Here is a 13,319-nt window from a genome sequence, read left to right as displayed (position 1 = left end):
GCAAGGCATAAGGAGCCTGCGAGATAAGGAGCTAGAAATGATCCTCACCGTTACGATGAACCCGTCCGTCGATACGCGCTATCAGCTCGATGAGCTCATTATCGACGACGTCAACCGCGTGACGCCCGAAAAGACCGCCGGCGGTAAGGGCCTCAACGTGGCCCGCGTCCTGGGCCAGCTGGGCGACGATGTCGTGGCAACCGGCTTGCTTGGTGGTCATATGGGCGCCTATATGGCCGAGCTCATGGATGCCAACGGCATTAAGAATGATTTTGTGCCCATCAAGGGCGAGACTCGCATTTGTCTCAACATCCTCCACGCCGGCAACCAGACCGAGCTGCTCGAGAGCGGCCCGGCGATTGCCCCCGAGGAGCTCGATGCCTTTACCGCGAAGTTCGCCGAGCTTGCGAGCAAGGCCGATGTCGTTACCATCTCGGGTTCGCTGCCCCGCGGCGTCGAGGCGGACTACTACGCCAAGATCACGGGCATTGCAGAGAACGCCGGCGCCAAGGTGCTGCTCGATACCTCGGGCGCCTCGCTCGAGGCTGCGCTCAAGTCCGAGGTCAAGCCTGAGCTGGTTAAGCCTAACCTGACCGAAATTAACGGCCTTCTGGGCACGAGCTTTACCACCGACGATGTGGACGAGCTCCGTTCCGCGCTCGCCTCTGACGCCCGCTTCTCCGATATCCCCTGGGTCGTCGTATCTATGGGCGCTGCCGGCTCCGTTGGTTTCCATAACGGCCGTGCGTTCCGCGCCAAGACCCCCGATATCCCCGCCGTTAACGCTACGGGCTCTGGCGATTCGACCATTGCCGGCTTCGCACATGCGATTGCTGCCGGAGCCGACGACGAGACGGTGCTGCGTACCGCCAACACCTGCGGCAAGCTCAATGCCATGGATCCCATGACTGGCCACTTGGTTATGGATCGTTGGGACGAGGTTTACAACGGCGTTGTCGTGACCGAGCTGTAGGAGCTTGTGCTGCGGCCCCGGCATCGGTTGCCAGCTCATGTCGACGACAAGTGCAGTAGCATTATGCCGGGGCGCGACGCCGACACTGTCGTGTTCAATCCCGACCTTACCCTGGTCGAGACGCATGTGGGTGGCAACAGCGTCGGTAATGCGTTTGCCGAGTAGCCGCCAAAGAAACGATCCGAGAGGGGATTTAGATGATTTACGGTGCATTGGGCGATATCGAGGAGTACCGTGGAATGCTCAAGGGCCTCGACGTGCTGATCGACTGGCTCGAGGAGAACGATCCGGCGAAGCTCGAGGTCGGCAGCCATTCGATTCTGGGCGACAAGGTCTTTGCGAACGTCATGGCTCCCACGACGCGTCCCGAAGCCGAGGCCCACTACGAGACGCATCAGCGCTATCACGACCTGCAGATCGACGTCGAGGGTCGCGAGGCCTTTAAGGTTGCCACGGGCAGCCTGACGCTGGTTCAGGAGTTTGACGAGAAGGACGACTACGATTTGGTCGATTCCGACGCCTCGATCGCCGGCGATCTTGCTGACGACAAGTTTGCGCTGTTTGTTGCCGGCGAGCCTCACATGCCCACGCTCGAGTTCCCGGGCGATGGCGCGCAGCCGGTCAAGAAGATCTGCTTTAAGCTGCTTGCAGATGCTTACTGGGAGGAGTAACGCGCTGCTCGGCTGAGCTGTTCGTGTTGTGAGCGTTTTCCTTTGGAGGAGCGCGCTTAGGCCCCGCTGATCGCGGTTCCTTTGGGGATTGCGGCTGGCGGGGCTTTTTGTTGAGTAGGGGAGTTGCCGGCGGCGTTGTGCTTGGATTGGCATTGTGCGATAAATCGGCAACAAAAAAGCCGCCCGAAGGCGGCTATCTTGTGCAATGGAGCCAGCGACCGGGCTCGAACCGGTGACCCCCGCTTTACGAGAGCGGTGCTCTACCAACTGAGCTACGCTGGCGGCCATGTGATGACGCAACTGAGGCGTCAACGGCTGTCTATGATACGGGACATCGCAAATCCGCGCAAGTGTTCTGACGGCTTTTCTCACTTTAAATGCACTAATATTGGAGACGTGATGTCTTGCTCTTACGGGTCTCAAACAGAATGGGGTGGCGATGGCTCAACCCAAGATTCTTCTCACACGCATCGATGACCGGTTTATTTACGGGCAAGACGTTGAGCTGTGGAACGAAGTCGTGGGTTCCAACCTTGTTTTAATTGTCAACGATGAGATTGCGGCTGATTCGCGCAAGTGGGCCCCTATGAGGGTGGCGACACCCGAGGGTGTCTGGACGCGGTTTTTCTCGGTGCAAAGGACTGTCGACATCATTCATACCGCAACGCCGCGCCAAAGGATTCTCATCATGGTGGCGTCGCCCACGGATGCACTCGCGCTGGTTAAGGGTGGTGTGCCGATCACCAAGATCAGCATTGGCCATATGCAGGCGGGGGAGGGCAAGCACCCCATAACGCCCGCAGTCGCCGTAGATGACGCAGATGTCGCAGCCCTCAAAGAGCTGCAGGCGCTCGGCATAGAGCTAGAAATCCGCTATCTCCCCAGCTCCAATCCCGACCCTATCCAACTAGTCATTGGGGACGTTCTTAAATGACTAGTCAAACGGGACACCCTTGGCACATGGGGACGTTCCTTATGTGCCGGCCTTTTAGGAACGTCCCCAAGTGTCGGCAGATTGGGACAGTCTTTCTTGCCAAACGTTAAAGACTGTCCCCAACGACTAGTCATTTAAGAACGTCCCCAATGACTAGGCAGCAAAACGCCCGTCGGCGGTGGTGCCGGCGGGCGCTGCTGTGCGATATGTTGCGCTGTGGGCTTAGTGCCTCATAAAGTGGTACTCGATCACATTGCTGTAGGGGTGACCCGGGCCCACGATGCCCTGCGGGAACAGCGGCTGGTGCGGCGTGTCGGGGAACATCTCTGCCTCGAGGGCAAAGCCGGCGCCCCAGCCATAGTTGGCATCGTCCTTGGCGTGCTCGTCGCCCAGCCAGTTGCCGGTGTAGAGCTGCACGCCCGGTGCGGTGGTGTAGTAGTCTAACTCACGACCGGTCCACATCTCCTCGACATGCATCGCGCGGCGCAGATTACGGCCGTACTGATAGCCATCGATGCACAGGCAGTGGTCGTAGCCACGGGCCTGCTTAATCTGCGGGTCGTCGGCTTCCATGCCGGGCGCGACGGGGCGCAGCTCACGGAAGTCAAACGGCGTGCCCTCGACCGGAGCGATTTCACCGGTGGGGATATTCTGCTCGTTGATGGGCAGGTAGTGGGCAGCGTTGGCAACAAAGAAGTGCTCGCAGTCCATGCCGGCGTTATGGCCGGCAAGGTTAAAGTACGTGTGGTTGGTCATGGACACGTAGGTGGCGCGGTCGCTCTCGCAGCCATACTCGACACGAAAGACGCCGGTGCGCGTCACGGTAAACACGGCTGTAAAGGTGCGGTTGCCAGGGAGACCCAGCTCGCCATCCTCAAGTGAGGTGGTCATGCGCACGGCGTTGTGGGCCTCGTCGAGTTCAACGTCCCACACGCGCTTGTGCAGGCCGTGCTCAAGATCGCTGTGTAGGTTGTTGGCGCCTTCGTTGGCCGGCATATGCCAGTCCGTGCCGGCGATGGTGATCGTGGCGCCCGCGGTGCGGTTGGCCACAGGCCCGATGGTCGCGCCAAAGCAGGCGGGGTTGTCAAAGTAATCCTCGAGCTTATCGAAGCCCAGCACCACATCGCGCACGTTGCCGGGAATGTCGGGCACATCGATACCAAGCACCGTGGCGCCATAGTCCATAATGCGAACGCAGATCTCGGGCCCGTTGAGGGTGTAGCGATGAACGGGGGTACCGCACGGCGCGGTGCCGAAAAGCTCGGAAGTGATCATTTGGTTCCTAACATCGAGGTATTTCGGACAAACTGTAGCGCGAACAGGCGAGATTATCACTACACCCCACTAAAGCAGGGGGTATTTTTCTCAAAAAAGTGATGATTGGAGCTGTGCGGGCGTTCATTTCTGACGCGCGCGAGTCTGATACAATTTGTTCGTTATTGTTTGAATTGACGTGAGCGTGGAACAGCGAGGACTCATCGTGATTAAAGCGGAGCGACAGGATAAGGTTCGGCAGCTGCTCGAGGAACAGGGAACGGTCTCGGTCAAGGAGATTTCGGATGCGTTAGGTGTCTCGGATATGACGATCCGCCGTGACCTTGAGGAGCTTGCGAGCCTGGGCGAGATCGAGCGCGTGCACGGCGGAGCCCGCAGTGCGCAGAGCCGTCCACACGCTATGCTGCGCCATGAGTATTCGCACAGCGAAAAGCGCACGAAGCATGCCGAGGAAAAGTTGCAGATTGCGCGCCGTTCTGTGGAGCTTATCGAGGAAGGCTCGACCATCTTTTTGGGCACGGGCACCACGGTTGAGCAGATGGCCTCGATGCTGCCGGCGTTTCGCCTGCGCATTGTGACCAATTCGCTTTCGGTGTTTAACCTGCTCGAGGCGCGCGAAGACTGCGACCTGTGCCTCGTGGGTGGTATGTACCGTCGCCGCACCGCCGCTTTTGTGGGACCAACGGCCGAGGATACCCTGCGTGCGCTGGGTATCGACGCTGCGTTTATCGGCGCCAACGGCATCTTGGACGGTGACGTATCTACGTCCAACATGGACGAGGGCCGTATCCAGCAGCTCGCTTTTAGTAAGGCAGACTCACGCTATCTGATCGCCGATTCCAGCAAGATCGGCAAGCGCGACTTCTACACCTTCTGCCGTCTGGAAAGCCTGGACGCCGTGGTGTGCGAGCCGGGCATCGCCGCCGAGGATCGTGTCGCCATCGAGGAACATACGCGGGTCATCTGCTAGCTAATGCTACAGACGATACTTCTGCCCCTGCCGGCGCAGGGGTTATCGCTTCACAATGACGCGTAAATAACTTTGGGCAACAAGGATGAGGCTATTCTGGGATATGACTAGACTCCGTATTTCGTCTTTATGTCCCTTGAGAATGAATCGTAGTTTTCATAGAGCCCCTCTCTGCTTTCATCCTCGGCGTGGTTTACACGTTCAAGGAGCTTATCCTTTGGAGCCTCTTTTGTTATTGCGGCCTCGCTATCGGGTATTGTGGATTGCAAGAATAGTTCTAGAGCATGGACGTCTTTGAGTATGTAGCCCGTCGAACGACCCGCTCCTGTTTTTTCGATTGCGCTGCAACTAACAAGCTGACCGAGGGTTCGTTTAACGGTAACCTCGCTGATATCGGGGCAGTTGGATCGGATGTCGGATTTCTTAATGACGCCGGGTCTCTGTTGAAATAGAACGGCGATGCGCGCTTGCTTCGACATGGGACGAGTGCTTGATTCAATTAGGGTACGCTGCTCGAGCTGTCGGTAGGCGGCCAGGGTTGTTCCGAGCATGAAACGGATAAAGGGTGCTTCGGTGTTTTGATTTTCATTCCATCCAATGGAGCTTGCAGCGAGGGCGTTGTAGTAGAGCGCCTTGTTGTCTTCAATAAGTCGTTCGATGCTGATGTAACGCGCAACGTCGTATCCAGTCTTTTCGAGTAGCAGCGTTGTAAGGAGCCGGCTCATCCTGCCATTGCCATCGTTGAAGGGATGAATGCTGACAAAATCGAAGATGAAGCGGAATGATATAAGGAGGGGGTCGCAAACTTGACGAGATAAGGCGTCGTTGAGGGACCGACAGGCTTCTTCGATAAGTCCGGGGGTTGCTAGGGCCGAAGGCGGCCTAAAGCGCACAAATCGATTGCCTTGATCGTCGATGGAGATGATTTCGTTATCGCTATCTTTCCAATGGCCCCCATACGAGATTGCTGTGTGTACCATGAGGTCACGATGCAACTGCAAAATGACCGATGGCGTTACGGGAATGAAATCGTGCTGCTCGTGAATAAGCGACAGCGCATCTCGGTATCCAGCGATTTCTTCCTCTGCGCGGGAGCTTGGCTTGGCGGAATACGCCATGATTGCTTTGAGTCTTTTTTGGGTGGTAACAATTCCTTCAAGTCCGTTGGAGGATTGGGTGCTTTGGATCTTAGCTTCCTCCATAAGTGACGATAGAAGTTCGGGTTTGACTTGACTCAGAGCAAGCTGTCGGCCTTTATGCTCGCGTATCGAGAGGAGGAGGTTGGTGATTGGAGTTGCTTCGAGTTCCGCTGGGACTGTGGTGTAATCGAACTGGCGCATGCGGCTCCTTTCGGTATCACGAACATACTTTCGATATCATAATACCATTAAATGATACCGAAAGTATGTTCGTGATACCGAAAACTAGAAACCATGCTTCATAACTGCTTGGAAAGTTCGGATTTGACTATCTTATTGTCTTGATCTGTAACAGGTAGACGGTCGAAAGTGGGCTACGTGTTACAGATTGAGATTTTTTGACCGGACTCCTGTTTGTCTCGATCTGTAACATTTAAGACCGAAAATCCCAGTTAGATGTTACAGATCGAGACGAATGATCCGCTCGGGCCCACCAAAAACAAAAAGGCCGCATGCGAACCCGTTGAGGGATTCGCATGCGGCCGACAGGGGGTATGCGGCAAAAGTTAGGCCATAAGCAGGCCGGTCTCCGCGACGTTCTTGTACCAGTACGCGCTCGCCTTGGGATAACGCTTCTGGGTCTCAAAGTCGATGTAGAACAGGCCATAGCGCTTGTTATAGCCGTTGGTCCAAGAGAACTGGTCCTGCAGCGACCACACAAAGTAGCCGTCGACGTTCACGCCGCCGTCGATTGCCTTGAGGATCCACGCGAGATGCTGACGCATGTAGTCGATGCGAGGGGCGTCGTCGATAAAGCCGTCCTCAAAGTCGTCCTTATAGCCCATGCCGTTCTCGGTGATGTAGATCTTCTTGTAGTTGGGGTAATCGTTCTTAATGCGAAGCAGCAGGTCGTAGAGGCCCTCGGGATAGATGATCCAGTCCCAATCGGTGGTGGGTACGCCTTCGCGCACGCATGACTCGCCCACGCCCTTGAGGAACCAGCGAGAGGAGCCCTTGTCGCCGGTGCCATTGTGGTTGATGTCGTTTTCGCCCTCGGCGGCACGCAGGAACTGGCACTTGTAGGTGTTGACGCCCAGGCAATCGTTGTAGGGGAGCGCGGCGGTCAGCGCGGCAATGTCCTCGTCGCGGACGTCGAGCTCGCCGCCGGCGATATGGGCCAGCTTGGTCGCAGCCTCCATGGTGTCGGCTGCATAGTGGCCGCGGAAGGTGGCGTCGAGTACCCAACGGTTGTTGATGACGTCGGCCATGCGAGCTGCCTCGCAGTCGGCGGCATTGTTGGGGTCGAGGGGATACTTGGGCTCCAGGTTCTGGACAATGCCGATCTCGCCCTCAAAGCCGCCCTCGTGGAAGGCGACGACGGCCTTGGCATGGGCCACCATCATGTTGTGCATAAGCTGGAAGGCCTTGTCCAGGCGATACTTCTCGCCGTGCGGCCAGTTGCCGACGATAAAGCTGCCCTCGGCGGTCGCGGGAATCTCGTTAAAGGTAAACCAGTGCTTGACCTCGGTGAACTCGGCAAAGCAGAACTTGGCATACTCGACAAAGGCGTCGATCGTCGTGCGCGTCAGGAAGCCCTCGCCGCCGTCCTGGTAGAAGGCCTCGGGCGTATCAAAGTGATCGAGCGTGACATAGGGGATAACGCCGGCTTTATTGCAGGTGGCGAAAAGCTCGTGATAGAAAGCGACGCCCTCGGGGTTAATCTCACCGGTGCCGTTGGGGAAGATGCGGCTCCAAGCGATGGAGACACGGATGCCGTTGATGCCGAAGCGCTGGCACAGATCGATATCGACCGGATACTTGTTGTAGAAATCGCTTGCGGGGTCGGGGGAGAAGCGACCCTGGGCAGCCAGGAAATCGTCCCAGGGCACTTTGCCCTTGCCGTGCGTGCGGGTCTCGCCCTCAACCTGGTAAGCGGCGGTGGCGCCGCCAAATACAAAGCCGTCGGGGAACTGCATGGGGTTGGTCATGAGTCATCCTTTCTGTGGGATACGAAAAGGGGAGAGGTGCCCGAACTGGGGGATCCGGGCACCAACAGAGGGAGGAACTAGTCGAGGTTCTCGCGGAGCCACTTGATGGCGCCGGCGGGGTCGCGGGTAAGGTCGATATATTCCTTGCCGCGCGGGGCGAGCAGCTTAATGCCCAGACGATCGGTGTCGGCCTTCATGTCGTTGTAGTAGCTACGAACCTGCGGGGCGAGCACGATGACGTCGTACTGATCCATGATGGCAGTGTGCTGGCCATAGGCGCCTGCGGAGGAAGCGATGTTCTCTCCGGTCTGTGCGGCACCTTCCTTGATGGCGTTGGCAAGCATGGCAGAGGTGCCGGCGCCGGCGCACAGGACGAGGACCTTCAGGCCATCGACATCCTTCTTGGCGGATGCATCGGCAGCGGGCTCGGGCTGATCGGCGACAGGCTTGCTGTCGGCGGCGGCAACGGTCGTCTCGACGGAAGCGGTGGCCTGCTCGACAGCGGGCGTAGAGGCGTTGGCGGCGATGGCAGCGGCACCATTGGACTCGAGACCCAGCTCGGCGGCGCGCTCGGCCTCCTGGTCGCAGAGCAGCTTATCGTATGCCTTCAAGAACGGCAGGTAGATGATGGCGTCCAGCAAGATGATGATCGCGACAAATATCAGGGCGATAAGCTGGAAGTTCGTGGTGATGAAGATGCCGATGGGGGCAGGGGTGGCCCAAGGCACCACGAAGGAGAAGCCGTTCATGCCCACGTTATCGATAAAGAACTTGGCAACACTCACGTTGACGCAGCCGGCGGCAACAAAGGGAATGAGCATGTAGGGGTTAAGGATCATCGGCGCGCCAAAGAGCAGCGGCTCGTTGACGGCGAAGGCAACAGGAACAATCGAGGCCTTACCGACGGCTTTGAGCTGCTTGGACTTCATAAAGAGAATCAGCAGAAGCGGCACGATGAACGTGGCGCCGGTGCCGCCGAACTCACCCACAAGCGACATGTTAAAGGTGAGGGAATGGGCGGGGTGACCACCGGCCAACAGAACCTGCAGGTTCTCGGCCTGGTTGGCAAGACGGATGGGGTCGATGCCCGGCTGGACGATCGAGGGGCCGTGGACACCGATGAACCAGAAGAACGCGGTGGCTGCCTGGATAAGGATGAGGCCAGGATAGGTTTCTGCAGCGGTAAAGAGCGGGGAGAGCAGTTTGATAAGCAGCTCGGAGAACGGAACGCCCATGAGGTTACGCACGACGACATCGATGATGCCGCAGATGATGACGGCGCCGCCAAAGGGGATGATGTCGCGGAAGTTCTGAGCGATGGCGCCCGGGACCTCCTTGGGCAGCTTAATGGTCAGATCGCGCGAGACGCAGAACTTATAGACCCACACGGTAATGAACGCGGCGATATAGGCCGAGAACAGACCGCGCGTGCCCATGCTGGTGCAGTCGAAGACCGAAAGTTCGGAGCCGTTGAACTTGGTGGTGAACTGCGTGACTGCGAGCAGCAGCATGCTGCACTGGGCGGCCACCATGGTGGAACCGTCGTTGAGCACCTTGCCGGCGGGCATGCGACGGTTCATGGAAGCCGTAAAGTTCTTGGCAGTGGTGCCGGCAACCATGATGCCCATGACACCCATGGTGAAGTTGTACAGCTTGTTGCACCAGTCGATGAGCGGCTGGGGCAGCGTGATGCCAACTACGCCAGGAAGGGTGGCAATCAGCAGGAAGATCGAAGAGGTGAGGACAATGGGCATGCACCCAAGGAATCCGTCCTTGATGGCCTGGAGGTAGATGTTCCTCGAGATCTTCTCAAAGAACGGCTGATGCTTTTCGAGCATCTTTACGATGGCGTCCATAGAGCTCCTTTGCTACTTGATGCGCGATGCATGTGGATGGAACTGGTCGTCGATGGATGGTCAGGACTGCCCGGAAACCTTCCTGATTAAGGAAGGCATTGTGAAATGACAACGTTGTCATTTCGTTAATGACAACGTAAGACATTCTTGGAAGAGCAACAAGGATATACGGGCGAGCGGTCGATATTGTCCGGTGAATGGTTGATTTATCAGTCAGGCAGGTAGTGTATGCTAGAACGCAAAAAACAAGCGATGCGAAACCGACTGGAGAAGTAATGGCAACGATGGACAAGAAAAATGTCTCAATGAACGATGTGGCAGTTGCCGCGGGCGTTTCTCTCAAGACGGTGTCGCGCGTGATCAATGAGCCCGATAGCGTGCGCGAGTCGACGCGCGATAGGGTCCATGCTGCCATGGAGGCGCTTGGGTTCCGGGCGAACTTTGCCGCGCGTTCACTCAAGTTGGGCCGTTACGGGTGCATCGGCGTGGTGATGTTCCACTTGTCGGGCGGCGCCGTGGACATGATTGACGGTATCGCCGATGCCGCCGAAGAGCGTGGTTTTGCGCTTACGATGATCAAAAAGCGGGCGGGGGAGAAGATGACCCTTGCCGAAGCGGCGCGTAGGATGTCGCAGCTTCCCGTCGACGGCATGATTTTCAACCTGCGCCAGATGGTCGATGACTTTGAAACCTTTGAGGCGCCGAAAGACCTCAAGACGGTGATTATCACACCGATGGAACATCCTACCTGCTCCACCGTCAGTGACGATCAAGAGGGCGGCGCGCGCATGGCGTGCGAGTACTTTTTGGACCACGGTCACAAGAACGTGTACTTCGTTTCTGGTAAAAAAGAGTCGCTGTCGAGCCAGTGCCGTATGAAAGGTTGGCGTGCGGCACTCGAGACGCGTGGCATTGAGCCGCCCGCGCCCCTGCAAGGCGATTGGAATGCGGATAGTGGCTATGCTGCGGGCCTTGTGCTTGCCGATAAACCCGATTGCACGGCGGTCCTCGCGGCTAACGACTGCATGGCAAACGGCGTGATGATGGCTTTACGTGACAAAGGGCTCAGTGTGCCCGACGACGTGTCCGTGATCGGCTTCGACGATGAGCTCTACAAGACGATTCCCAACTCGATTCTGACGTCGGTGAAGTTCCGCCACCGCGAGCTGGGCGTCCGTGCGCTTAATGAGGTCGTCGCAGGTCTGGAAGCCCCGAGCTCCAGAAGCCGTACGCTCGTCTCGGGCGTGTTGGTCGAGCGTTCCAGCGTAAAGGACTTGCGGGCGTAGACGTGCTCGGCCTATTCCGTTTGTCTCAATCTGTAACAGCTAGGACCCAAAAACTCGGCTAAACATTACAGATTGAGATATTTCTGCTCGGGCGTTCTGTTCATCTCGATCTGTAACAGCTAGGACCGAAAAACTCGGCTAAACATTACAGATTGAGATATTTCTGCTCGGGCGTTCTGTTCATCTCGATCTGTAACAGCTAGGACCGAAAAACTCGGCTAGATGTTACAGATTGAGATGAACAGGAGGACGGGTGCGGTCTAAACAAAATGGCCCGCGCATCACACATCGATGCACGGGCCATTTATTGTCTGCAAGCGGCAGGTGGTGTCAGCGTCTTATGCCTCGAGGTTTTCCTCGATCCAGGCGACGGCACCCTTGGGATCCTTAGTGAGGTCGATGTACTGTTTGCCCTTGGGCGACAGCAGCGTGATGCCCAGGCGGTCGGTGTCGGCCTTCATCTCGTTGTAATAGGTGCGAACCTGCGGAGCCAGGACGATGACGTTGTACTGGTCCATGATGGCGTAGTGGCTGCCGTAGGCACCGGCGTTGGCGGTAATGTCGATGCCCAGCTCGTCGGCGCCTTCCTTAAGCGCGTTGGCGAGCAGTGCAGAGGTGCCGGCGCCAGCGCACAGAACCAGAACCCTCAGATCCTTGCCCTTAAGGGCGGACGGAGCTGCGGAGGCCTCGGTGGCAGAAGCGGTCTCGACAACAGGAGCCTCAACGGCGGGGGCGGCAGCGGTCTTGACGGCCTTGGTCTCCTCGGCCTCTTCTTCGGCCAGGGTCTCGGCCTCCTGCTTGCACAGGACGTTGTCGTAGGCCTTGCAGAACGGGTAGTAGATCAAGAAGTCAACGACCAGCAGGACGACAACCAGGACCAGAGAGATCGGCTGGAAGTTGGTGTCGATGAAGGTGCCGATCGGTCCGGGGAGTGCCCACGGCATGGCATAGATAAAGCCGTTCATGCCCAAAAAGTCGATGAAGAACTTACCAATGAGGACGTTGGCCACGGGGGCAAACAGGAACGGGATCAGGAAGTACGGGTTGAGGATGATGGGCGCGGCGAACAGCAGCGGCTCGTTGACGGCGAACATCACGGGCACGACAGAGGCTTTGCCGACGGCCTTGAGCTGCTTGGAGCGCATAAAGAGCAGGAAGATGATCGGGACAATGAACGTGGCGCCGGTGCCGCCGAGTTCGCCGATGTAGTTACCGAAGTTTTCGGTCAGGGCGAGGGCGGGGTGACCGCCGGCCTGCAGCGTGGCGAGGTTGGTGGTGATGTTGCCAAACAGCGCGGCGTTGAGGGCAGGCTTAACGACCGAGGGGCCGTGGATGCCCATGAACCAGAACAGCGGGATCATGAACCAGATGAGGGCGAGGCCGGCGTAGGAATCGGCAGCGGCGAACAGCGGGCTCACCAGCGTGGAGATGACGTTGGCAAACGGGACGGCCAAGCAGGTGCGGCAGATAACGTCGATGACGGCGACAAACAGGATGGAGAAGCTGAAGGCGAAGATGTCGCGGAAGTTCTGGGCGATGGCGCCGGGGACTTCTTTGGGCAGCTTGATGGTGATGTCTCGCTTAATGCAGAAGGCATAGATGTTGACCGTGGCAAATGCGGCGACAAAGGAGCTCAGCAGGCCCTTGGTGCCCATGTTGTCGGTAAAGAACACCGAGACATCGGCGCCGTCGATCTTGGCACTCGTCTGGGTAACGGCCAAGATGAGCATAGCGCACATGGCGGCGACCATGGTGCTCGTGGCGTTGATGGCCTTGCCGGCAGGCATGCGGCGGTTCTTGGAGCCGGTCAGCGCGCTTGCGGTGGTGCCGGCGACCATGATGCCCACGACGCCCATCGTGAAGTTGTAAACCTTGTTGCAGAAGTTCACGACGTCGACGTTCCACCAGTCGGGCAGCGTAAAGCCGCCGACCGTGGCGACAACGCCCGGCAGGGTCGAAATAAGCAGGAAGACAGAAGAAGACAGGATGATGGGCATTGCTGCCAAAAAGCCGTCTTTAATGGCCTGAAGGTAGATGTTCTTAGAGACCTTGTCGAAGTACGGCTGACCTTTCTCCAAGAACTTAACGATCGATTCCATAGTTCACGCTCCTCTTTGCATGAAATCTTAATGGCATGGACGTTGAAAACCTATATGGTCTCCCGCTTGCTAAAAGCCCGGGTGCAGGCGGGGTCGGTCCCAGGGGGAGAGAGGGGAGCGGCGGGGTT

General features: G+C 57.7%; 10 protein-coding genes and 1 tRNA gene. 5 read left to right on the top strand and 6 right to left on the bottom strand.

Annotated elements, in window-relative coordinates:
- Positions 1–37: 37 nt before the first annotated feature.
- Both AAA021_RS04175 and AAA021_RS04170 read left to right on the top strand, forming a co-directional pair.
- Entirely contained in the window at positions 38–973 is a 936-nt protein-coding gene (locus AAA021_RS04175) for a hexose kinase (RefSeq protein ID WP_349088135.1), read from the top strand.
- A gap of 197 nt (positions 974–1,170) precedes the next feature.
- Complete coding sequence (locus tag AAA021_RS04170) at positions 1,171–1,644, top strand: YhcH/YjgK/YiaL family protein (protein ID WP_347479668.1); 474 nt, start codon at positions 1,171–1,173, stop codon at positions 1,642–1,644.
- Positions 1,645–1,850: 206 nt separating this feature from the next.
- Here AAA021_RS04170 and AAA021_RS04165 read toward each other — a convergent pair.
- A tRNA-Thr gene (locus tag AAA021_RS04165) sits at positions 1,851–1,926 on the bottom strand.
- A 157-nt stretch (positions 1,927–2,083) separates the two neighbouring features.
- On the opposite strand from AAA021_RS04165, the gene AAA021_RS04160 reads away from it, so the two are divergent.
- Positions 2,084–2,578: a PTS sugar transporter subunit IIB gene (locus AAA021_RS04160; protein WP_349088134.1), complete on the top strand. Its 495-nt coding sequence runs from the start codon at positions 2,084–2,086 to the stop codon at positions 2,576–2,578.
- Positions 2,579–2,800: 222 nt separating this feature from the next.
- Here the strand turns inward: AAA021_RS04160 and AAA021_RS04155 are convergent, their stop codons facing one another.
- A complete protein-coding gene (locus AAA021_RS04155) occupies positions 2,801–3,853 on the bottom strand; it encodes an aldose epimerase family protein (protein WP_349088132.1) in 1,053 nt (350 codons plus the stop codon).
- Positions 3,854–4,058: 205 nt separating this feature from the next.
- Between AAA021_RS04155 and AAA021_RS04150 the strand changes: the two genes are divergently transcribed.
- Positions 4,059–4,823, top strand: a complete 765-nt coding sequence (locus tag AAA021_RS04150) for a DeoR/GlpR family DNA-binding transcription regulator (protein WP_349088130.1) — start codon at positions 4,059–4,061, stop codon at positions 4,821–4,823.
- A gap of 107 nt (positions 4,824–4,930) precedes the next feature.
- Here AAA021_RS04150 and AAA021_RS04145 read toward each other — a convergent pair whose 3' ends face one another.
- From AAA021_RS04145 to AAA021_RS04135, 3 genes are all read right to left on the bottom strand, one after another.
- Positions 4,931–6,163: a Fic family protein gene (locus AAA021_RS04145; RefSeq protein WP_349088129.1), complete on the bottom strand. Its 1,233-nt coding sequence runs from the start codon at positions 6,161–6,163 to the stop codon at positions 4,931–4,933.
- 365 nt (positions 6,164–6,528) lie between these two features.
- Complete coding sequence (gene lacG, locus AAA021_RS04140; RefSeq protein ID WP_349088128.1) at positions 6,529–7,950, bottom strand: 6-phospho-beta-galactosidase; 1,422 nt, start codon at positions 7,948–7,950, stop codon at positions 6,529–6,531.
- 77 nt (positions 7,951–8,027) lie between these two features.
- A complete protein-coding gene (locus AAA021_RS04135; RefSeq protein ID WP_349088126.1) occupies positions 8,028–9,806 on the bottom strand; it encodes a PTS lactose transporter subunit IIBC in 1,779 nt (592 codons plus the stop codon).
- Between the two features lie 275 nt (positions 9,807–10,081).
- Here AAA021_RS04135 and AAA021_RS04130 point away from each other — a divergent pair, with 275 nt between their 5' ends.
- Complete coding sequence (locus AAA021_RS04130; protein ID WP_349088125.1) at positions 10,082–11,092, top strand: LacI family DNA-binding transcriptional regulator; 1,011 nt, start codon at positions 10,082–10,084, stop codon at positions 11,090–11,092.
- A 338-nt stretch (positions 11,093–11,430) separates the two neighbouring features.
- Here the strand turns inward: AAA021_RS04130 and AAA021_RS04125 are convergent, their stop codons facing one another.
- Positions 11,431–13,191, bottom strand: a complete 1,761-nt coding sequence (locus tag AAA021_RS04125) for a PTS lactose transporter subunit IIBC (protein WP_022094682.1) — start codon at positions 13,189–13,191, stop codon at positions 11,431–11,433.
- Positions 13,192–13,319 lie beyond the last annotated feature (128 nt).

The organism is Collinsella sp. CLA-JM-H32, from assembly GCF_040098165.1.
GTDB lineage: Bacteria > Actinomycetota > Coriobacteriia > Coriobacteriales > Coriobacteriaceae > Collinsella.
The sequence above is the reverse complement of the archived record's forward strand: the minus strand, read 5'-3'. Positions and strand labels throughout refer to the sequence as shown.

Excerpts from the sequence above, each read along its gene's own strand:
- AAA021_RS04175 (WP_349088135.1), top strand. The coding sequence starts at position 38 with ATGATCCTCACCGTTACGATGAACCCGTCCGTCGATACGCGCTATCAG.
- AAA021_RS04170 (WP_347479668.1), top strand. The coding sequence starts at position 1,171 with ATGATTTACGGTGCATTGGGCGATATCGAGGAGTACCGTGGAATGCTC.
- AAA021_RS04160 (WP_349088134.1), top strand. The coding sequence starts at position 2,084 with ATGGCTCAACCCAAGATTCTTCTCACACGCATCGATGACCGGTTTATT.
- AAA021_RS04155 (WP_349088132.1), bottom strand. The coding sequence starts at position 3,853 with ATGATCACTTCCGAGCTTTTCGGCACCGCGCCGTGCGGTACCCCCGTT.
- AAA021_RS04145 (WP_349088129.1), bottom strand. The coding sequence starts at position 6,163 with ATGCGCCAGTTCGATTACACCACAGTCCCAGCGGAACTCGAAGCAACT.
- lacG (WP_349088128.1), bottom strand. The coding sequence starts at position 7,950 with ATGACCAACCCCATGCAGTTCCCCGACGGCTTTGTATTTGGCGGCGCC.
- AAA021_RS04135 (WP_349088126.1), bottom strand. The coding sequence starts at position 9,806 with ATGGACGCCATCGTAAAGATGCTCGAAAAGCATCAGCCGTTCTTTGAG.
- AAA021_RS04130 (WP_349088125.1), top strand. The coding sequence starts at position 10,082 with ATGGCAACGATGGACAAGAAAAATGTCTCAATGAACGATGTGGCAGTT.
- AAA021_RS04125 (WP_022094682.1), bottom strand. The coding sequence starts at position 13,191 with ATGGAATCGATCGTTAAGTTCTTGGAGAAAGGTCAGCCGTACTTCGAC.